Origin of the sequence: Bacillus sp. 2B09 (genome assembly GCF_003946835.1) — a bacterium.
Lineage (GTDB): Bacteria > Bacillota > Bacilli > Bacillales > Bacillaceae > Bacillus > Bacillus altitudinis.
Window position 1 is genome coordinate 312320 of the sequence record NZ_RPSG01000002.1, and the last position, 20122, is coordinate 332441.

The 20122-nt window shown below is 39.4% G+C and carries 22 protein-coding genes; 13 read left to right on the plus strand and 9 right to left on the minus strand.

All coding sequences use genetic code 11. The features are described 5' to 3' along the window. Window positions 1–5: 5 nt before the first annotated feature. Entirely contained in the window at window positions 6–401 is a 396-nt protein-coding gene (locus tag EBQ12_RS06570; RefSeq protein ID WP_008343393.1) for a F0F1 ATP synthase subunit epsilon, read from the plus strand. A 41-nt stretch (window positions 402–442) separates the two neighbouring features. Here the strand turns inward: EBQ12_RS06570 and EBQ12_RS06575 are convergent, their stop codons facing one another. Beyond that, window positions 443–916 carry a hypothetical protein gene (locus EBQ12_RS06575; RefSeq protein ID WP_019743250.1) on the minus strand — a complete coding sequence of 158 codons (474 nt, stop codon included), beginning with the start codon at window positions 914–916 and terminating at the stop codon, window positions 443–445. Window positions 917–1086: 170 nt separating this feature from the next. Between EBQ12_RS06575 and EBQ12_RS06580 the strand changes: the two genes are divergently transcribed. From EBQ12_RS06580 to EBQ12_RS06605, 6 genes are all read left to right on the plus strand, one after another. After that, window positions 1087–1317 (plus strand): DUF1146 family protein, encoded by a 231-nt coding sequence (locus EBQ12_RS06580; protein WP_008343389.1) that lies wholly within the window; start codon window positions 1087–1089, stop codon window positions 1315–1317. Window positions 1318–1445: 128 nt separating this feature from the next. After that, window positions 1446–2180, plus strand: coding sequence for a YwmB family TATA-box binding protein (locus EBQ12_RS06585; RefSeq protein WP_008343385.1), 735 nt, complete (start codon window positions 1446–1448; stop codon window positions 2178–2180). Window positions 2181–2212: 32 nt separating this feature from the next. Continuing rightward, window positions 2213–3520 carry a UDP-N-acetylglucosamine 1-carboxyvinyltransferase gene (murA, locus tag EBQ12_RS06590; RefSeq protein WP_007497616.1) on the plus strand — a complete coding sequence of 436 codons (1308 nt, stop codon included), beginning with the start codon at window positions 2213–2215 and terminating at the stop codon, window positions 3518–3520. Between the two features lie 260 nt (window positions 3521–3780). Next, window positions 3781–4803, plus strand: coding sequence for a stage II sporulation protein D (gene spoIID, locus EBQ12_RS06595; protein ID WP_008343381.1), 1023 nt, complete (start codon window positions 3781–3783; stop codon window positions 4801–4803). 324 nt (window positions 4804–5127) lie between these two features. Continuing rightward, window positions 5128–5826 carry a VWA domain-containing protein gene (locus EBQ12_RS06600; protein ID WP_008343379.1) on the plus strand — a complete coding sequence of 233 codons (699 nt, stop codon included), beginning with the start codon at window positions 5128–5130 and terminating at the stop codon, window positions 5824–5826. Window positions 5827–5907: 81 nt separating this feature from the next. Further along, window positions 5908–6582: a VWA domain-containing protein gene (locus EBQ12_RS06605; protein ID WP_041091498.1), complete on the plus strand. Its 675-nt coding sequence runs from the start codon at window positions 5908–5910 to the stop codon at window positions 6580–6582. Between the two features lie 51 nt (window positions 6583–6633). Here EBQ12_RS06605 and EBQ12_RS06610 read toward each other — a convergent pair whose 3' ends face one another. Next, the gene (locus tag EBQ12_RS06610) at window positions 6634–8982 is read right to left on the minus strand and encodes an FdhF/YdeP family oxidoreductase (protein WP_125589425.1); all 2349 of its coding nucleotides are present in this window, start codon (window positions 8980–8982) and stop codon (window positions 6634–6636) included. An 82-nt stretch (window positions 8983–9064) separates the two neighbouring features. Continuing rightward, window positions 9065–10330 carry an L-lactate MFS transporter gene (locus tag EBQ12_RS06615; RefSeq protein ID WP_025208127.1) on the minus strand — a complete coding sequence of 422 codons (1266 nt, stop codon included), beginning with the start codon at window positions 10328–10330 and terminating at the stop codon, window positions 9065–9067. 134 nt (window positions 10331–10464) lie between these two features. On the opposite strand from EBQ12_RS06615, the gene fdhD reads away from it, so the two are divergent. Both fdhD and moaA read left to right on the plus strand, forming a co-directional pair. After that, window positions 10465–11253 (plus strand): formate dehydrogenase accessory sulfurtransferase FdhD, encoded by a 789-nt coding sequence (gene fdhD, locus EBQ12_RS06620; protein WP_056704216.1) that lies wholly within the window; start codon window positions 10465–10467, stop codon window positions 11251–11253. Between the two features lie 10 nt (window positions 11254–11263). After that, a complete protein-coding gene (gene moaA / locus EBQ12_RS06625; protein ID WP_017360030.1) occupies window positions 11264–12271 on the plus strand; it encodes a GTP 3',8-cyclase MoaA in 1008 nt (335 codons plus the stop codon). 254 nt (window positions 12272–12525) lie between these two features. On the opposite strand, the gene rpsN is transcribed toward moaA, so the two are convergent. The 4 genes from rpsN to EBQ12_RS06645 all read right to left on the minus strand — a co-directional run bounded on the left by rpsN (window position 12526) and on the right by EBQ12_RS06645 (window position 14801). Then, window positions 12526–12795: a 30S ribosomal protein S14 gene (gene rpsN / locus EBQ12_RS06630; protein ID WP_008343369.1), complete on the minus strand. Its 270-nt coding sequence runs from the start codon at window positions 12793–12795 to the stop codon at window positions 12526–12528. A 16-nt stretch (window positions 12796–12811) separates the two neighbouring features. Next, window positions 12812–14008: a GTP-binding protein gene (locus tag EBQ12_RS06635; RefSeq protein WP_052320293.1), complete on the minus strand. Its 1197-nt coding sequence runs from the start codon at window positions 14006–14008 to the stop codon at window positions 12812–12814. An 80-nt stretch (window positions 14009–14088) separates the two neighbouring features. Then, window positions 14089–14238 (minus strand): 50S ribosomal protein L33, encoded by a 150-nt coding sequence (rpmG, locus tag EBQ12_RS06640; protein ID WP_003214771.1) that lies wholly within the window; start codon window positions 14236–14238, stop codon window positions 14089–14091. Between the two features lie 140 nt (window positions 14239–14378). Continuing rightward, the gene (locus EBQ12_RS06645) at window positions 14379–14801 is read right to left on the minus strand and encodes a DUF5362 family protein (protein WP_007497598.1); all 423 of its coding nucleotides are present in this window, start codon (window positions 14799–14801) and stop codon (window positions 14379–14381) included. A 516-nt stretch (window positions 14802–15317) separates the two neighbouring features. Here EBQ12_RS06645 and EBQ12_RS06655 point away from each other — a divergent pair. Then, window positions 15318–15716 carry a hypothetical protein gene (locus EBQ12_RS06655; protein ID WP_007497596.1) on the plus strand — a complete coding sequence of 133 codons (399 nt, stop codon included), beginning with the start codon at window positions 15318–15320 and terminating at the stop codon, window positions 15714–15716. A 48-nt stretch (window positions 15717–15764) separates the two neighbouring features. On the opposite strand, the gene EBQ12_RS06660 is transcribed toward EBQ12_RS06655, so the two are convergent. Then, window positions 15765–16274, minus strand: a complete 510-nt coding sequence (locus EBQ12_RS06660; protein ID WP_017360027.1) for a hypothetical protein — start codon at window positions 16272–16274, stop codon at window positions 15765–15767. Window positions 16275–16372: 98 nt separating this feature from the next. Between EBQ12_RS06660 and EBQ12_RS06665 the strand changes: the two genes are divergently transcribed. Genes EBQ12_RS06665 through EBQ12_RS06675 form a run of 3 tightly spaced genes read left to right on the plus strand, consistent with a single transcriptional unit; the run spans window position 16373 to window position 19270 of the window. Further along, window positions 16373–18172, plus strand: coding sequence for an ABC transporter ATP-binding protein (locus EBQ12_RS06665; RefSeq protein ID WP_017360026.1), 1800 nt, complete (start codon window positions 16373–16375; stop codon window positions 18170–18172). A 1-nt stretch (window position 18173) separates the two neighbouring features. Next, the gene (locus tag EBQ12_RS06670; RefSeq protein ID WP_041091419.1) at window positions 18174–18743 is read left to right on the plus strand and encodes a MauE/DoxX family redox-associated membrane protein; all 570 of its coding nucleotides are present in this window, start codon (window positions 18174–18176) and stop codon (window positions 18741–18743) included. Beyond that, window positions 18740–19270, plus strand: a complete 531-nt coding sequence (locus EBQ12_RS06675; RefSeq protein ID WP_007497592.1) for a TlpA family protein disulfide reductase — start codon at window positions 18740–18742, stop codon at window positions 19268–19270. Before EBQ12_RS06670 ends, EBQ12_RS06675 begins: the two co-directional genes overlap by 4 nt. Window positions 19271–19505: 235 nt before the next feature. On the opposite strand, the gene EBQ12_RS06680 is transcribed toward EBQ12_RS06675, so the two are convergent. Next, a complete protein-coding gene (locus EBQ12_RS06680; RefSeq protein WP_008343345.1) occupies window positions 19506–20003 on the minus strand; it encodes a GNAT family N-acetyltransferase in 498 nt (165 codons plus the stop codon). Window positions 20004–20122: the final 119 nt, after the last annotated feature.

Consider the following 20122-nt stretch of genomic DNA (forward strand, 5'->3'; position numbering starts at 1 on the left):
AAAGCATGAAGACCGTTCAAGTCAATATCGTTACTCCCGACGGCCCAGTGTATGAAGCGGATGTGGAAATGGTCAGTGTAAGAGCAGAAAGCGGTGAGCTTGGGATTTTAGCTGGCCACGTTCCAATGGTTGCTCCGCTAAAAATCGGTGCAGTTCGCTTAAAACATAGTGGATCAACTGAATTGGTTGCAGTAAGCGGTGGATTTGTTGAAGTTCGCCCCGAAAAAGTAACCATTCTTGCTCAGGCTGCTGAAACATCAGACAAAGTTGATGTTGATCGCGCTAAATCAGCGAAACAGCGTGCTGAAGAGCATTTGAACCACCCGAATGAAAGTGATGTACGCAGGGCGGAACTCGCATTAAAACGGGCATTAAACCGTTTAAATGTAGCAGGGAAATAAAACAGAAAATCCTTCTTATCATTGCGATAAGAAGGATTTTTTTAGGATGACATGAGAGACTGATACATCGACACATACGGATGAGATGCTTGCTTTTCAAGATATAAATGCTCGCAAAAATGCGTACTATGCCACGTTTTATTGTTTCGGCGCAAGCCAAGGGTATATTGATGCGAAGAGTCCATATAAGGCCGCACGACCCAATCAGCATCTGAATGATGCTTGATGACAACCTCTCCCATGTACACACTCAACATCGCTTCCAATGCATCAATAGGCATTTTCCACTCAGCAAAAAGCTGCTGACGGAAGGCATCGAAGTATAATGACTCTAACTGATAAAGGCTTTCCTCTGAGTAATCCAAAGAAATGTTATGAAAATGACACAATTGTGCTAATTCTTCTAGCTGTGTCTGTCTATAATCAAAGTAGAAAGCAATGGCTTCCCATTCATGTTCAAATGAGGGAACCAGTTCTCCGTACAAATCAACAAAGTCAGGAAAAGAATCTTTCAAATATGATCAGCTCCTTCCACCGCAGTATATCATCTCCTTCGCATCAGAATAAGAGGGGATTCACTCTAAATGTAGCTCTTTTTTCCAAATGATTCATCTTTCCGATTTTGGAGGATATAATGAAAGGGAGTTTTCCTTTACAGAAATCAATAAAAGGAGGATTCAAGTGTATGGAAGACGTAGGACAACAAGCAATTGTCAGTATTGTGATCCACCTATTTTTTATCGCCATTACGTGGTGGGCATTGCTTGCGGTGAATATCGATCCACTGATTAAAAAAGGAAAAATTATTCAAGCTAGATTGCTCATGATGCTGCTCACGATTGCTATTGCATCGGCAGTCAGCAATTTCTTCCTTGATTATTTAAATTTCTCCAGACAAATCCCTTATATGTTTTAACATAAAAGGTTTGGTCACTGCCTTCTGCGGGAACGTAAAAAGAAGTGTCAAAAATATGGCCTTTGATGACTTTTCCACGTATGCATTGATCTCCTTGCGGCAACACTTGTAGCAAGGGGGAATGACAAGTGAGAAAGTATTTAAAAGGTTGGCCATTATTTGCATTTATTCTTTTTTTTGTTCTGATGATTCAAGGTGTTCGGGCAGAAGAAACATCGACGCTCGCCCAAATAGCAGAAGGTATGAAAAACCAGCAAATCGAAGTAAGTGGATGGACGCTTCATGCCAAAACAAATATAGACATTTCATCCGAACAATTTTCAAAAAAAGTGAAACGTTTGAAAGACGAACTACGACAGTATGAGTGGACCGAAAAAAAAGAGAAACATGTCACCAAAGTCACAGGAATTTACAAAGATGAAAAAAATGATACATTATCGAAAATTTTACTCGTGAAGACCGACACAAAATCAAACCAAAAGTCGTATTTATTATATGAGCAAAAAGGTGCTCGCCCACTGAATACCTGGGAGCATACATATGATCAGTTCGTACGTCATGCAAAAAGCATATTACAAGAAAAATTTGTGATTTTTACTTGTCTCGATGGTCATGTAAATGGTATGATGGATGTTGTTTTGCAAAAAAAAGCTGAAATGATAGCAAATGAATTTCAAGCAAAACCAGTTGAGTATCTCGTTGAGTCTAATTTTGTGTCGCTTTCCGCTTACACAGAGAAGTGGGAACAGTTCATTATGACTTCAAATGATAAAATGAATGTTCAAATTGCCATCAGAAGTTCGGAAATGAACGAAAATCATACGATTACGGTTGGCACACCAATCGTAACGACTGAATATTAATATAGAGAATTTGGGACGCGGAGGGGAAGACCTTGGAAAAAATCATCGTCCGCGGCGGTCAAAAGTTAAACGGCACAGTTAAAGTAGAAGGCGCAAAAAATGCCGTTTTACCAGTTATCGCTGCATCTTTGTTAGCAAGTACAGAAAAAAGCGTAATTTGTGATGTACCTACGCTCTCCGATGTATATACAATCAATGAAGTGTTACGTCATTTAGGAGCAGAAGTACATTTTGAAAATAACGAAGTATCAGTAGATGCATCTCATGCACTAGAAACTGAGGCTCCGTTTGAGTACGTCCGTAAAATGAGAGCATCTGTGCTCGTCATGGGACCACTTTTAGCTAGAACAGGTCATGCAAGAGTTGCATTACCTGGTGGTTGTGCGATTGGTTCAAGACCAATTGATCAGCATTTAAAAGGCTTTGAAGCAATGGGAGCTAAAATTCAAGTAGGTAATGGTTTCATCGAGGCTGAAGTAAATGGCCGTTTAAAAGGTGCAAAAATCTATTTGGATTTCCCAAGTGTAGGGGCAACTGAAAACATCATCATGGCAGCAGCATTGGCTGAAGGAACGACGATTTTAGAAAACGTAGCAAAAGAACCTGAAATTGTTGATTTGGCAAACTATATCAATGCCATGGGCGGTAAGGTTCGCGGTGCTGGAACTGGTACAATCAAAATCGAAGGTGTAGAAACACTTCACGGTGCAAAACACAACATCATCCCTGACCGAATTGAAGCTGGTACGTTTATGGTGGCAGCAGCCATTACTGAAGGAAATGTTCTTGTAAAAGGCGCTGTGCCTGAGCACATGACTTCACTTGTGGCGAAAATGGAAGAAATGGGTATTCAGATCATTGAAGAAGAAGAAGGTTTAAGAGTCATTGGACCATCTGAGCTCAAGCCAATCGATCTAAAAACAATGCCGCATCCTGGTTTCCCAACGGATATGCAATCTCAGATGATGGCGCTATTGCTTCGTGCGAACGGAACAAGCATGATCACAGAAACTGTGTTTGAAAATCGTTTTATGCATGCTGAAGAATTCCGCCGCATGAATGGCGATATTAAAATTGAGGGTCGCTCTGTGATAATCAATGGACCTGTTCAACTTCAAGGTGCTGAAGTGGCAGCGACTGATTTAAGAGCAGGAGCAGCACTTGTACTTGCTGGATTAGTGGCAGAAGGTCATACACGTGTCACTGAATTGAAGCATATTGACCGTGGATATGTGAACTTCCACCAAAAACTAGCAGCAATCGGTGCAGACATTGAAAGAGTAAATGATGAATCAGCAGATGTGACACAAGAACAAGTTGTATCAGATCTAAACGCATAATCATAAAAGAAATCAGTGTGTCCATTTGGGTATGCTGATTTTTTTTTTTTAGAATCATAGACTGGTTTCATTTTCAAAAGCTTATCATTAGTGTATCCAATCGTTTTAAATTTTATTCATAAAGACGAACAGTAAATCAAATGATGAAGAGCACAAACATATCACCAAAAGACTTGTCCAATGAATGAAAGAAGCTGTCATATTAGCTTGTCCTTGCCCATAGGATAAAAGAGATTCAATGACAAATGGGGGCAGCCAATATGAAACCAATGATATGGACAATCGCAGGAATTTGCATCATCATTTTAATGATTCCAACCTTACTCGTGTTGCCGACGTTCCAAGGAAAACCAGCAGCCAGCCAACACGTAGCAGCAGAACCATCAGTTAAAAAAGAAGTGAAAGGTTCAGTCAAATTGAAACAATCACCCGTCTCCATTCCCGTCTACCGTTCAGCGCATCAGCAGGTAGAAAACATCCCCTTAGAAGAGTATGTGATCGGTGTCGTCGCTTCTGAAATGCCAGCCGATTTTGAAATAGAGGCGCTCAAGGCACAGGCACTCGCCGCTAGAACGTATATCGTCAGACAAATGATCATTGATAAAACCGTCAAATCTCCACAGGGTTCTCTTGTAGATGACACCCAAATGTTCCAAGTGTACAAAAATAAACAGGAACTGAAGAAAATTTGGGGAAAAGCGTACAATTGGAAATTAAAAAAGGTCACAGAAGCGGTTGCCAGTACACAAGGGAAAGTACTGACGTATGACGAAAAACCAATTGATGCTTCCTTCTTTTCAACAAGTAATGGGAAAACCGAAAATGCAGAAGCTTATTGGAAAAATGAAATCCCTTATTTGAAAAGCGTCTCAAGTAAATGGGACGAAAAATCACCCAAATTCCAAAACAAGAAAACCATCACAGTGAGTGAATTTCAGCAAAAACTGGGTGTGACCCTTGGCCAGCAGCAGGTGGGAGAAATTGTAGAACGAACACCAGGCAATCAAGTAGCCAAAGCCGTCATTAACGGAAAAACATTGTCGGGCAGAGACATTCGCGAATCACTAGGATTGCACTCTGCAGACTTTACATGGGAACGAAAGGGTCAGCAAATCGTGATTACGACAAAAGGGTATGGCCATGGTGTGGGCATGAGTCAGTATGGTGCACATTATATGGCACAGTCAGGCAAAAAAGTAGAGGCGATCGTGAAACATTATTATCAAGGGATAAAAATTGAATCAGCTGATCGCTTTCTGAACACATATATGGCTAAGAAATAAAAGCAAAGGTGCCTCAAAATGGGGGCATCTTTTTTTATGTGTGAAGAGGTTTGAACAGAATGTGACAAATTGCGACTTAAGACGCACCTCAGGAAATCTTAAACATTTACATCCCGACAAGAACCGATGGCCGATACAAAGCCCCTCGAAAGAATGAGAAAACGAGGGTGACAAAAGAGTCTTTAGGTGAATATATCTAGACATCTGACAGAATTTTAGTGATTTTGATGAAAGAGAAAAAGGGATCGAGTCCTATACCATTCCAAGACAGAATATTTTACGATTAAGATGTTTCAATCAAATACATAAGGAGGAAGGAAAAGCATGTTGAAAAAAGTATTTACACTCGTAACCTTAGCTGTATTGACATTATCAATGTCAATCTCTTCACCAGTATTTGCAGAAGCAGCATCAGCCAAAAAACATAAGAAAGATGTAAGAGTGACCATCTTACTTGATGCAAGTGGAAGTATGGCAAGAAAAGTGGATGGAGAGCGCAAATTCGATTTAGCAAAACAAGAGGTATTTAAATTTGCTCAGTCTCTTCCGAAAGATGCTAAAATCCGTATGAGTTTGTTTGGGTCTGAAGGAAACAACAAAAACTCAGGTAAAGCTCAATCATGTGAAGTCATTAGAGGCGTTTATGGCGTTCAGCCTTATGAAAAGGATAGTTTCGAAAACTCTCTAAACGGTCTTGGACCAAATGGCTGGACACCGATTGCACGTGCTCTTGAAAGTGCAAAGCAAGCGGATAAACAGCTTCATAAGGGAACAAAACACATTGTGTACTTAATTACTGATGGTGAAGAAACTTGTGGTGGAGATCCAGTGAAAGTAGCGAAAGAGCTTCATAACTCAAAAGGATCTACTGTAGTCAATGTGATTGGATTAGACTTTAACGATGGCTATGAAGGTCAATTGAAGCAAGTAGCTAAAGCTGGTAAAGGTCATTACTACCAAGCAAGCACTGGGAAAGAAATGGGTTCTATCCTTACAGCAGAATCATTAAAACTACACGAATAACTTGCTGAAGAAAAGGGAAACGATTGATTGATGCTTTCGTTTCTCTTTTTCTGTACAAATGAAAAAAAGGGAGATTTTTTAATGAAAAGAAATATTATATTAACCGTTTTAGCGAGTCTTGTTCTGCTTCTTTCTTCACCAGCTCATGCTGTAACGAAAAAGGAGCCTGCTCATGTGGTGATTTTACTTGATTTAAGCGGAAGCATGGCACAATCGGTTGAAGGCGAAAAGAAAATCGATATCGCAAAACGCTCGATCCAAAGTTTCGCAAGTATTTTATCAGAAGATACACAAGTCTTGCTTCGTGTTTTTGGTCATGAAGGAACGAATAAAAATGCAGGAAAAGCCGTTTCTTGTGCAAGTTCCGAAGCAGTTTATGGATTTGGAACATATGAGCAAGCAACCTTTCAACAAGCGCTAAATGTGTATGGTCCAACAGGCTGGACACCACTTGCCAAAGCATTAACTGATACGAAACAAGATTTTGAAGATCACCAAGCTAAAGGAAAAAATATTGTATATGTTGTCAGCGATGGTGAGGAAACATGCGGCGGAAGCCCATCACAAGCAGCGAAGCAATTACATGAAGAAGGTATTGACACAATCGTCAATATCATTGGCTTCGATGTAAATGAAAAAGAAGCAAAAAGTCTAAAATCTGTTGCCAAAGCTGGTGGTGGACAATATCAACCAGCAGCAAATGCAGAAGAATTGAATCATATTCTTCAAAAAGAAGCGAACGCTTTTGGTCAATAAGATGTGAATAGACAGCTGGGGAGAAACCCCCAGCTGTTTTTTCATAAAGGATCAATTTAAAGTCGTTTCTAATTCATCAATCCGTTTCTCCACGTAGTGCTGATCTTTTCTTGCATGAAAGGTTTCGGCTTTTTCTAATATCGCGGTGGTATTGTATTCTGGAATCTGGGAATAGCTTTCGTAAACTCCTTTTGGTATTAACACGTTTCCTTCAGGCCAATAAACTGCAATATTTCCACGTTTCAGCTCTCCGAATTGAGCAACTCCTTGGTAGGATCCATATTGATTGAAAAGGACAACAGGATCGCCTTCTTGGACGTAAAGCTCTTTCGCATCTTCTTCATTCATCAAGATAGAATGCCGCTTTCCACCATTAAAGGCATCCTTTTCACTGTAAATCATAGAGTTGAATTGCTTGCCTCGTCTTGTCGTGATATTGAAATGCCCCTCAGTTTTTCGATATTGGGGCAGCTGTGCTGGGAGCAGGTGTCCTTTTCCATCCGGTGTTGGACACACCCCATCTTCGCAAAGCCATGCGCCACCCCATTGAAAGACATCCCCTTTATGACGCAAATGCTGGATCCCATCATAGTTCCGATTTGCGATGGCAATCTCACGACGAATGTCTTCAGCATGGTCAAAATGAATCAGCTTCGCATCTTCTGGACGAACCCTTTTTGCTAGGTCAATATAAATGTCCCATTCAGCTCTGGCTTCTTCAATGCGTGGCCCTTCAATTTCCGGACTGAAATACACCATGCGTTCCGTACTGGTTGATGTACCGCCGCCTGGCTGTTCATATCTTGTCATTGCAGGCAGAACAATCACAGTCTCTTCTGCTTCTACCAGTGTAGAGGTGTTCAAAATAATATCTTGATGGACACGGAGTTCAAGCTCGGATAGTGCTTTTTCAATCGCTTCAGGATTTGGCATTGTTTCTAAAAAGTTTCCACCGCTAGTAAACAGCATCTTCAGCTTTTGCGGGTGTTCTTTTGGAAGAGCCATTTTTTCAAATGATTGCCCAATCGTGTCACCATGCCATTTTGGAATATCAAATCCCCATATCTTCTCGATTCTTTTAATATTCTCTTCATCAAAATCACTGCCGGGCAATACGAATGGATCGGCACCCATTTCGCCTGAACCTTGGACACCGCTATGGCCACGAATAGGCATAACGCCACAATGTTTTCTGCCAATAAACCCGCGTAACATGGCAAGGTTTGCGACTTGTGATATATTATCAGTGGCAAAGCGATGCTGAGTGAGACCCATACTCCAAATAAACACCCCTGAATTGGCATTGGCAAGCAGTACAGCGAATTCCTTCATTCTTTCTTTAGATAAGCCTGACGATGCTTCGAGATCCGACCATTTTAACTGAGTGACATGCTGCTTTACATCTTTTATGCCGGTTGTATGCGCTTGGATAAATTCATGGTCAAGAGCGGAATGAGGCGCTTGCTCTTCCATTTCAAACCAATGTTTGATGACACCATTCATAAACGCAATATCGCCGCCTATATTGACTTGATAAAAATCATCCGCTATTTTTGTGCCGAATAAAGCACTTTCTGGGATAGAAGGGACCCAATATTTTTCCATTGCAGGCTCTTTATATGGATTGATGACAATGATCTTGGTTCCTTTCTTTTTAGCGGCGTACATATATTTAGTGGAAACCGGCTGGTTGTTTGCTGCAACAGAGCCCCAAAAAATCAATACATCTGTTCCAATCCAATCACTGTAATTACAGCTGGATGCACCTATACCAAGGGAGCGTTTAAGAGCGGTTTTGCTTGGTGAATGGCAAATACGAGAAGCATTATCGATATGATTTGTTCCAATATATCGCGCAGCTTTCGCCGCAGTATAGTACACTTCATTCGTAATCCCTCTAGCTGTTAAATAGAAAGCAAGCTGACGTTTATCAATCGATTTGATTTTAGCGGCGATTTGATCTAATGCACCATCCCAAGAAATGCGTGTAAAGGCATTCTCACCTTTTTTTCGAATCAGGGGATAAGGAATACGCCCAAGTTTTCGAAGAGACGTGCTATCCATTTGTTTGAGCCGCTCAATATCTTCGAACCATTTTGGATCAATAGCTGGCATTGTGTTAAGCCGTAGCACATTCAGTCTTGTTGTGCATATATGGGGTCCTGCTAGTGTTTGATCGTATAAACCTGATACACCAAGAGCGCAGCCGTCACAAACGCCCTGAGTCAATATACGGTACGCATAGGGGAGGTTATCTTTGTTCTCCCATGCCACTTTCAGTGTGTCTCGAATGTGTTTCGGTTTTACTTTTCCAAGCCCCATAGGAGCAAAAGAGGCCCATAGCTTTGGTGAGGGTTTTTTGTTGAGTTTAATAGGCCCCTTGTGTTTTGTTTTTCCCATGATATCGTCACCCTCCTATCACTTTGTAAAGCGTTTTCATATCTAAAAATTACCTGTAGATTGTCATTCTGTCAAATTCATCTTAAGAGCGGACCGTGACAGAAGAAGGAGCAGTAAGATTTGATTCACGAAGTTGTTTAATATCCTTCCGAATGAGAAGAGATATGATAAACGCAATGAAAAATAGGCCAGAGAAGACCATGAGACTTTGTGTGTAATTGCCTGTAATGTCACGAATAAAGGAGGAAAATAAAGGTCCTGCTAAACCAGCAGCGGCCCAAGCGGTGAGAATATAACCGTGTATGGCACCTAGCTGCTTCGTACCAAATAAATCTCCGATATAGGCTGGAATTGAAGCAAACCCTCCTCCGTAGCACGTATAAATGATTGCCATCACGATTGAAAAGATGAGCGGTTCTTTTAAGTAGGGAAGTAAGGGAAAAGCAATGAGCTGTATAGTAAAGAAAATCGTATACGTATTTGGCCTTCCGATATAATCAGAGAAGGATGCCCATCCGATCCGTCCTAGCCCATTAAAAGCACCTAAAATTCCAACAAGAGTAGCTGCTGCACCGGCCGTGAAACCAACACTTTCTTGAGCAAGCGGTGATGCTACAGAAATAATGGCAATTCCGCATGTGATATTAATAAAGAGCATGACCCACAAATAATAAAAACGCCGTGTTTTAATGGCTTCATTTGCTGTGAGCTGTGATAAATCTTGAGGAATTTTCCTTTGGCTTGTTTTTAGCACGTTAAATTGTTTGACATCATCAGGTGTTGGTGGTGATAAATAAAGAGATGAAACGACCATGATGATAAAATAAGAGATTCCGAGAATATAGAAGGTGTTTGCAATATCAACTTTTTCAATGAGAAATTGAATAATGGGACTGCAAATCAGAGAAGCAAACCCAAAACCCATAATGGCTAAACCCGTTGCGAGTCCTCTTCGATCTGGAAACCATTTGACTAATGTGGATACTGGAGCAATATAGCCTACACCTAATCCGATTCCAGCGAGTACACCATAAAATAAATAGAGGAGAGGTAATGAAGACATGTGGACAGCAAACCCTGATCCAGTCATCCCAATGCCGAAGAAAATAGCTGAGAAGAGCCCTGATGCCCTCGGCCCATACTTTTCAACGAAATGCCCCATAAAGGCAGCCGATAAACCTAAAAATAAAATAGCGATGCTAAATGTCAGGCTTATTTCTGTTAATGACCATTGAAAGGTTTGATGTAAAGGATTCGTAAAAACACTCCATGCATAAACAGATCCGATAGATAAATGAATCCCCACAGCACTTGTAGCGATCAGCCAACGATTTTTTGTTTTATTCATTGTGTTCCCTCCATATAAAGCAAACAAAAAGTTTGATAAGATAGAAATATGTTACATTTTTATGACTTTTTAAAATAATATCACAATTCGTCTGGTTCATATAACTAAATTTGTGTTGAAAGGAAGATCAGATCATGAATCCTTCTGTTAAAACGAAACGACGCATACACCAATATCGCAAAGGTCAAATGACATGTAAAACAGATGAAGTTGTAGAAGAATTCCCTTTAACCGTGCTAGTGAATGGTGAAGAGTTTGTCACACTCGTTTGTTCACCGGATCATTTGAAAGAATTGGTGATCGGTTTTTTAGCTTCAGAAGGAGTCATTCGATTTGAAAAAGAGATTAAAAGGTTTACAATAGATGAAAGTATGGGTTTTGCATATGTTGACTTACATCACTCAACTCATTTCCAATCCTCAGATTTTACAAAACGAGTGATCGGATCTTGCTGTGGGAAAGGAAGACATTTTTATTTTCTCCAAGATGTGAAGACGGCAAAAACAGCCATTGACCGAATCAGCATTTCTGCTGAAACTTGTATTCATTTAATGAAATGTTTACAGGAGGAAAGTCAGCTATTTCAGCATACTGGTGGTGTCCATAATGCTGGACTGTGTGATACAGAAAAGCTATTCATCACTAGGACGGATATAGGACGGCATAATGCGTTGGATAAAATCTATGGATATTGTTTACTTCATAAAATCCCACTGAGAGATAAAATCCTTGTATTTAGCGGCCGGATATCATCTGAAGTTCTGTTGAAGGCAGCAAAATTAGGAGTATCAATCGTCATATCAAAATCAGCTCCTACTGAGTTAGCACTTAAAATGGCAGAAGAATTAAATATAACAACAGTTGGGTTCGTAAGAGGAGAATCTTTTAATATCTATACTCATCATCAGCGTATTACAGAATAGGAGGCTAAGTATGGTCAGTATTTTGGATAAAAGACATCGACCATTGCGCGATTTAAGAATATCCGTAACAGATCGCTGTAATTTTAGATGTACGTACTGTATGCCTGCTGAAATCTTTGGACCAGATTATCCTTTTTTAGATAAAGAAGAGCTGCTTAGCTTCGAGGAAATTGAACGACTTGCTGCGCTTTTTGCAAAGGAATTAGGTGTGGTGAAATTACGTATTACGGGCGGTGAACCTTTAATGCGTAAAGATTTGCCCGTTTTGATAGAAAAACTCGCAAAAATTCCAGGTATTGAAGACATCGCGATGACAACCAATGGAACGCTGTTACCTTTGTACGCAGATAAGCTAAAGAAAGCAGGTCTGAATAGAGTCACCATTAGTTTAGATTCTTTAAATCCAGATCGTTTTAAGCAGATGAATGGAAGACACATTTCTATCCAAAAAGTATTTGATGGGATAGAGGCTGCAAAAAAAGCTGGACTTGCTATTAAGATCAATATGGTTGTCCAAAAAGGTGTGAATGATCAAGATATCTTACCAATGGCAGCCTATTTTAAAAAAGAAGGACACATTCTACGATTTATTGAATTCATGGATGTTGGCAATACGAACAAATGGAATCTCAAGCATGTATTGACGAAAAAAGAGATTATGGAGCTAATTCATTCAAAATACCCTATTAAACCAGAACCCCCTCGATATCAAGGTGAAGTAGCCAAGCGTTATTTTTATGAGGATGGGTCAGGAGAGATTGGCATTATTTCTTCCGTTTCAGATGCTTTTTGTGGATCGTGTAATAGAGCTAGACTATCTGCACGTGGCGAATTATTCACCTGTCTTTTTGCATCATCGGGCTTTGATCTGAGACGATTTATCCGTAATTCAGAAAATGATGAATATCTAGTGAACATATTGAAGGAACTTTGGTCAAACAGACAGGATCAATATTCAGCTGAGAGAGAGCAAAAGAAAGATCAGAAAAAAGTTGAGATGTCCTACATCGGCGGGTAATGACAACAAAGTATCATGATCATCGATTTTTGAAAAGAAGAGAAAATGCTATAATCACTGTTGAAAATCTTCTTTTAACATCAGGACAATTTTTCCTATAAGCTCATCCCCATAAAAAAACAGCAGAGATTCTGCTGTTTTTTTAAAATGCTATTTTGTACCTCAAAATTGACGGAGTAAGGATGAAAAAAAGATTTTTATTCATTTTGTCCTACTTTACATTGACAGGAACTATGCTAAGATCAAATCAATATTTACCAACTCGATTTTTTCACTCCTGGAATCTGTCCTTTATAGGCAAGCTCACGAAAAGCAATTCGAGACATTTTAAATTTTCTCAAGTAACCTCTAGGACGGCCAGTTAATTCACAGCGGTTTTTTAAGCGAGTGGGTGAAGAGTCTCTAGGTAGTTTCTGCAAAGCTTCATAGTCACCTTTTTCTTTTAGCTCTTTCCTTAATTGTGCATATTTCAAAACGAGCTGCTGCCGCTTTTTTTCTTTTGCTATTTTTGATTTCTTTGCCATTTAAAACCCTCCTGGTTTAAGTGTGTATGTTCCATTGAAAGGGGTCTTCAAACGTTGTCCAATCTTGATCAAATTCTTCAGGTGTGAGTAAGCATTGATCTAGTGTACGAATAATATCTGCTTTAGGTAAATCTACACCGATAAAGACAAGTTTTGTATGTCGATCACCAAACTCTGCATCCCACTCATCTAGAATTTCTGGTTCCTGATTTAAGATCCGTGATCGTTCTTGCTCAGGTAAGGCAGCAATCCAGTATGCGATTGGTTCAATTGCAACAGATTTTCCGGCTTGTGAAATTAAAATGGTTAAATCATGATGTGTCGCTAGCCATATAAATCCTTTCGCTCGAACAATCTGCTCTGGCATTTGATCTAACCATGCATTCAGTCTGCCAGTATGAAAAGGAAGCCTTCTTTCATAAACAAAAGATGAGATTTGGTATTCTTCTGTTTCAGGCGTATGCTGAGAGTGTCCAGCATTAATTTCTTTGATCCAGCCCGCAGAAGCACTAGATTTTTCAAAATTGAATAAACCAGTATTCAAAATATCACTAGGCTGTACGTTACCTTTAGAGGTTCTAATAATGGCTGCTTCTGGTTGAAGTTTGGTTAACACGTGCTCAAGCCGATCTAGTTCTGATGCTGATACAAGATCACATTTATTGATAATGAGCACATCACAAAATTCAATTTGATCAATAAGTAAATCGGAAATCTCTCGTTCATCATCATCTGAAACTGCTTCTTTACGATCCAATAAACTTTCTCCTGACTGGAAATCTGTCCAGAAACGGTTTGCATCTACCACCGTTACCATCGTGTCTAATCTGCAAAAACGTGTCAAATCTATGCCCATTTCTTCATCAATGTAAGAGAAAGTTTGAGCGACAGGAATTGGTTCACTAATACCTGTAGATTCAATGACAATATAATCGATATTCCCAGCCTTACAAAGGCGTTCTACTTCAATTAATAAATCTTCTCTCAATGTGCAACAAATACAACCATTAGATAGTTCAACCAGTTTCTCATCTGATCGAGAGAGTTCTCCGCCTTGCTTAACTAATTCTGCATCAATATTTATTTCGCTCATGTCATTGACAATAACAGCTACTTTTAGCCCTTTACGATTCTGTAGAACATGATTTAATATCGTGGTTTTTCCAGCTCCTAAAAAGCCGCTTAGAACTGTGACAGGTATTCTCTTATCCATTTGGTTTAGTCCTTTTGAACATAATCATTTTGTATGCCGCCTCGCTTAAATAGTAATTGTTACGATTTGAATCCCGAAAATTATTTTGTTTCCCGATGAAGGGTGTATTTCTTTAATCGTGGAGAATATTTTTTTAACTCCAATCTGTCTGGGTTCGTTCGTTTATTTTTTGTAGTGATATAGTTTCTGTCACCTGTTTCTGTACAGGCTAAGGTGATTTTCACGCGCATAAGTGCTATAACCCTCCTTTATTCCGTAATGATTACGATTTGTATTTTAAAATGATAAAGGCTGATTGTCAAGTTTAGTATCAAGGCTATGCCAACTCAAATAAAAAAGGGGTATCGCATTTTATTGATACCCCTTTCTATTAATAAAAGTCACCAAGTTCTTCTTCGTAATAATCTTCGTACTGTTGGACATCGGTAGGAAGCTCTTGGAGAAAGGCTAGCCCGCCTAGTATAAACATCAAAACGATAGCGATGAATGAGAGAATAACTGCGGCAATACTTGAAATGGCAAACAGTGTCTGCATTTTCATCATCTTAGCATATTGTTCCAATAATTCTTCGTAAGAAGTATCAGGCGCTTGAATCAATTGTTCAGCTGCTTTCACGGATTTTTGGACATGAATTCCCATCATAATCAGAAAAACGCCAATGGCAGCAGGAAGAACAAGCCAAAACCCACTGAGGATGGATAGACCACCTGAAATATAGAGAAAGATGCTCCCAACCTTTCCCCACTTTGTTATTGAATGAAGAGATTGAATGATTTTCTCAGTTTGTTGCAATTGTGTTCACTCCTTTATGTATTCACTCTATATCATACTTGAGCAAGTAGTACTTTAGGAAGAGTGAATTGACCTTATTTCTATCTTTTATTTACTTTTTATGGATAAATAAATTATTTTCGAATACGAAAAAAGTAACAATTACTACAATTCTAATCGAAAAATTTTGTCGTAAATAAGAAAAGTAGTTTGAAGTAATTAGAAAATTTATCAAAATATGTTGTTAGTTGTCTATCCATTGGTTATTATTGTATTGTATTACCATAAAAATTGGAAGGTGGAATTCATATGTTAGATCGAATTTTAAACAAAATGACCAATGTTCAACCTGCAGCTGCTAGATGTATTTTGCAAAGATTGGTAACTTCTTGCCAATCAGCACCAACTTGTTTCCTTCAAGGCGTTGGAACTTTCCGTTACTATGTGGATCGTGACACAGGTGAGATTTGTACTAGCCAAGAACGCGTTAAATGTGGCTGCTAAATTTAAGTATCTTATTTATTAGGGTGTGAACGCATGAGCATAACTCCAATTTCATTAGTAACAAATGCTATGCAGACGTCAAATAAGCGTCAAGCTGGCCATACATCAAATTCTTTTTTGACCCAAGCAGCGCAAATTGTTCAAGGCGACCATTCTCCAGAAGAGAGAAAGGCGTTATTTCAACAACTGACTTTAGTTCAGCAAGGAAAAGATTTAGAGCTTCATGTTTCTAAATTAAAGGAACTAGAGAAAGAGGTTCAAAAAGAGGGGTCTTCTTCCGTTACTGTGAATCAGCACGGTGATCAAGTTGACATTTCAAATGAAGCTCGCAGTGAGTTTGAACAAGCTGAGGAACAAACATCCGCTTCAAGCGAAGCTAATGAAATCGCTGCAGAGGAAAAAGGGAAGGATGTTCAGCCGAATTCACAATAATAAAAAATGAGGCATGTGTTTGATGCTCTTCACATGCCTCATTTATCTTTAGTTTGCAGCTAGTCTTGAATAAAGACCGTCTGGAAAAGGTGCTGCATATGAGATGGTATCATTGTCTTCTACCATAATGTAGAACGGAAACTCCTGAATTTGGAATGCGTTTATCAATTGTTCGTCTACCGGAATAATTCGCAAGTTTGTTTCGTTATCACGATATAATTCTTGGTCCTTTTTTTGCCCGTTTTTCAACAAAATACTCAATGAAACGTTTAGTTTACGCTGCTTTTTTGTTTCTAGGAATTGTTCGAGTGATGGAATGCAGTGCGGACATGCTGTGTCAGTGAAGATCAGTAATTGTTGTGTACGATTTGTTTGCAGCAGATCATTCATGTGAATGGGTGATGGCTGTTCGAGAAGTGGATGCGCAAGTTTCTGCCCCACGTGTTCTATAGGTAAGATGATAAGCTGCATCTGTTGTTTTAAATAGATGATAATTCCAGCCGTTAATAGAAGACTGCAAATCATAAGAGCGAGCTGTATAAGAAAAATTGAATTCATCGTATATCGTCCTCTCAAAGTGAAGTTACGCAAAGCTATCATATTACAAATATCAAAAATATGTCAATTATACTAAATGGTGTAAGGTGGAGCATCTCATGAGTACAGTGAACCATTGTTTATATGCAATCTCCTATACTTGGAAAAAAAGTCGTTCTTATCTTCTTTTAACTTTGTTCATTCAAGTGATCGTTGGTTTTATGCCTTTGGCTAGTGTCTGGATTATTCAAACTTTGATTAATGAAATTATTTTATTTATGACGTCTTCAGGTGACATCCAAAAGGTTTTGTGGTTATTTGGACTGCAAATGGTCATTGTGATTTTAGGATATGGGCTTCAATTTATTCTTCAGCTTAGTCAACAGAAAGCAACAAATCTGATCGGTCTCCATTTGAAAGGTGAATTGCTTCAAAAAGCGATAAGACTGCCGTTTATTACGTTTGAGCACCCGTCCTTTTACAATGAAAGTCAACGTGTGATGAACAGTCATCAGCATGTTCTCAGTATGGTGAGAAGTATTTTTACAATGATGAGCGCGTTGATTACTGTTGTATCACTTCTTATTTATATGATCGGTATTCATTGGGGCTTAGCGGTCATATTGTTCTTGTTTACCTTGCCAGTATTATGGATTGAACTTTTCTTTGGAGGCGCACGTTATCGATTAAATCGTTTGTTAACGGCTAATGATCGAAGAGAAATGTATGTATCTGATCTCGTCGCACAGCGAGATTCTTTAAAGGAAGTTCGTTTATATGGAATAGGGAATTATCTTCTTCAAAAGTGGAGAGGTCACTACGTTAAAAGTGCAGATGAAAAATATAATTTGCTGAAACGCCAAGTGCGCTGGGAGATGGCAGGCGGGTTGCTCATGACATTGGCCTATGTGTGCTGTGGTTTATTGATTGTCTTTCTTATTTTTCAAAAAAAATTAGCTGCGGGTACGTTTGTTGCAGTGCTACAAGCTGTACAAAACATTCAAAGTGGGTTTCAAGATTTAACGAGGGAATGTTCTAGTTTATATGAAACGAGCCTATATGTTGATGAAATGAGAGCTTTTCTAAAGAGAGAAGAGGAAATGCATGAACAGACGGAAGAGGCAGCGTCGCTTCAGGGAATTGAGCATATCCAGTCCATTACATTAGACAATCTCTCTTTTACTTATCCGAATATGAAAAAACCAGCGATTGAGCATATTCATTTTCATATGAATAAAGGTGAACGAATTGCATTAGTAGGAGATAATGGGTCCGGTAAAACCACTTTAATCAAATGTTTAACCGGCTTATACGATCCAGATCAACAGAATATGCACAAAGTCAATGGAGAGGATATTTCCACCATCCATAAAAAGACCTATCATGCGAGAATGGCTGTTCTTTTTCAAGATTTTATGAAGTACGAGTTCACTGTGAGAGAAAACATAGGGTTTGGCCGTATTGATGATATAGAAGAGGAAGAGCGGTTGATTTCAGCCGCCCGTCAAGCAGGTATAGAGAAAAGAATTAATGAAATGGAAGACACATATGATGCGCAGCTAGGTCGCTTTTTTGAAGAGGGACATGAATTGTCTGGCGGACAATGGCAAAAGCTTGCGATGGCGAGAACCTTCTTTAGAGAAAGTGATTTTATTATTTTAGATGAACCGACCTCTGCTCTCGATCCATTGTCGGAGATCTCACTCATTCGAAAGTTGTTCGATCATACGCAGGATCAAGGTGTTTTGTTTATTACACATCGTATGGGAGCGGCCCGCTTAGCAGACCGTATCATCGTCATGAAAGATGGTGCTTTCATTGAAGAGGGCAACCATGATGAACTGATGGCATTACACGGAGAATACAGAAGGCTATACGAGGCACAATCTCAACTATTTCAACAAAAGGAGATGGTGTAAGGTGAGTGTCTTTTATTTCATAGGAGTCTATTTACTAGGAATCATTTTTGCAGGTGCATGGCTGGATAAAGCAAGGAAACAGAAGGCACATGTCCAGCAGATCAATGCTTATCGGCTGCTGCCGCCTTCTTTCGCGGCACCCATGTTTTATTTATTTTTGTTGATTGAGTTGGTTTGTACGATTCATTTGTTTATATGGAACATGTCTGTCCTGCCTGCAGTGGGCCTTACAGCCCTGTTATGTATTTACTCTGGAGCGGTTACGTTCAATTTAATGAGGGGGCATCGTGATATTTCGTGCGGTTGTGGAGGATTACTGGAAAACGATCGCCTGCATTGGGGGATTGTGATTCGTAATCTGCTGATGCTTACTCTTGTGGCAGGGTTATTTTATGTACATCCTAGTGTTGAAATGATTTCATTGCGGTTGAAAATGATTTGTTTTCTCATTGCAGCGGCTGTCTGTTTGATCATAGCGGTCAGCCAAGAAATTGTGCTATTGAAGCGAAAGTGGATCGACTCATTCCAGATTGCAGATGGATCAATTATAGAAGGAGATAAAATGAAATGACAGATATTTTATTAATCATTGTGTTATTAATTGTCATTGCCCAGCTGGCTGTCGTGTTTTTGCTTGCCCGTTTTATCGGGAGATTTATGAATAAAATAAAATCTCTTGATGGAATTGAATTGAAGGAAGCGGATATTGGTGACCCGGCTCCGTTATTTCGCAGTTATTCGCATGTAGGTGAAAAGGTGATCTTGAAGGAGTATTTGCAAAATGGGCGAGCTGTGATGCTGTTATTTGTGAATTCTACTTGTATGACTTGTAAAAGTATTTTGTCTGATGTGCAGCCTCAAACTTCACATGATGATGCTCATGTGATTGTTATTAATGGAGATGAACAAGCCGATGATGCCTCGCTTCTTCAATTGCTGCCGGAGCAAGCTGTTTATATGCGCTCATCACAAATTATGGAGTTGTATGGAGTAACAGTTGTTCCGCAAGCGCTTCTGATTGATGAACATGGTATCATTCTGAAAAGAAAATCGCTTCAAAATGCGAAGCAATTTGAGCAGTTGGTGCATGCTTCATAAAAAAGCGTCTCTTTCTTCAAGAGACGCTCCAGCGTGTAGACAAACCTTCGCATTCTTTGTCAGTCCTGCGTGCTGGTGCTCACGAATGTGACATTCGCTCCGCGCCAGTACTCGTCCTTCCTCGGGCTGCAAAGGTTTTCTATCACGCTGAAAAGAAGACAAAGGGCTAAATTAAAGTTCATTTTAGCCCTTTGTCAACAATCTAAAGCGTGTCTTTCTTCAAGAGACGCTCAGTTTATAATTCTTTTCCTAAAATATCTAAGTCGTACCGATTGCCGTCCATTTCTGCGATGCGTGGCAAATGTCCCCAAGTCTCAAATCCGTGCTTCTTAAATAATTTGATGCTGGCTTCGTTGTGGCCGAAAATAAAGGCAAGTAACGTTCGGATGCCTAATGAGGGTGCCAATTCGAGCGCCTCTTGTAAGAACAGTGACCCTAAACCTTTTCCTCGATAGTTTTGGTTCAAGTAAATACTCATTTCAACAGTACCGTTGTATGCAGGTCTGCCGTAAAACGTTTCAAAACTGAGCCAGCCGTAGATATTTCCTTCCTCATCTGTTTTCACATAGAGAGGACGTTTCTCTGAATGATTCAAAAACCACTGACGGCGGTCTTCTACTGTAACAGGTTCTGTATCGGCCGTTACTTCTCTTGAAGCAATCGTTGAATTGTAGATATCGACGATCTCTTTGAGGTCATCTTCTGTTGCCATGCGGTTGAAAGTTTTCACCATATGTACCCCCATCTTTTTTCATTCATCATACATATTATTGATGCGATTGCGCAAAATAAAAAGAAAAATGATTTCGTGTGTATATATTTTTTGAAAAGTGTTCAGAATGTTGCTGAGGT